Genomic DNA, 422 nt, shown 5'->3' on the forward strand with positions numbered 1-422 from the left:
CGCAGTACCCCAATCGCCGCACGGCGCAAACTAAACGGGTCTTTTGAACCGGTCGGGGCTTGGTCAATGCCAAAAATACCGACCAGCGTATCCAAACGGTCTGCTAATGCCAGCGCCGTTCCAATGTTGGTCGCGGGTAGTTTATCGCCGCTAAATTTTGGCAGATATTGCTCTTCGATTGCCGCCGCCACCGCTTCTGGCTCTTGGTTTAAACGCGCATAGTAAGTCCCTGCCACACCTTGCAATTCTGGAAACTCACCTACCAAGGTGCTGGCAAGGTCTGCTTTTGACAGCAAGCCTGCCCGTGCCGTTTGCTCAACGTCTTCGCCAATTTGGGTAGCAATAAAGGCAGCTAGCTTGGCAATACGCTCAGATTTTTCCCAAATTGTCCCTAACTTATCTTGAAATACGCGGGTTTTAAG

Annotated in this window: 1 protein-coding gene; it reads right to left on the bottom strand. The window is 51.4% G+C overall.

The features are described 5' to 3' along the window. On the bottom strand, positions 1 to 422 hold a 422-nt coding region (locus FMN63_RS27600; RefSeq protein WP_148587400.1), incomplete at both ends, for a glycine--tRNA ligase subunit beta.

Source organism: Stappia sp. BW2, from assembly GCF_008107695.1.
Classification (GTDB): Bacteria; Pseudomonadota; Alphaproteobacteria; order Rhizobiales; family Stappiaceae; genus Roseibium.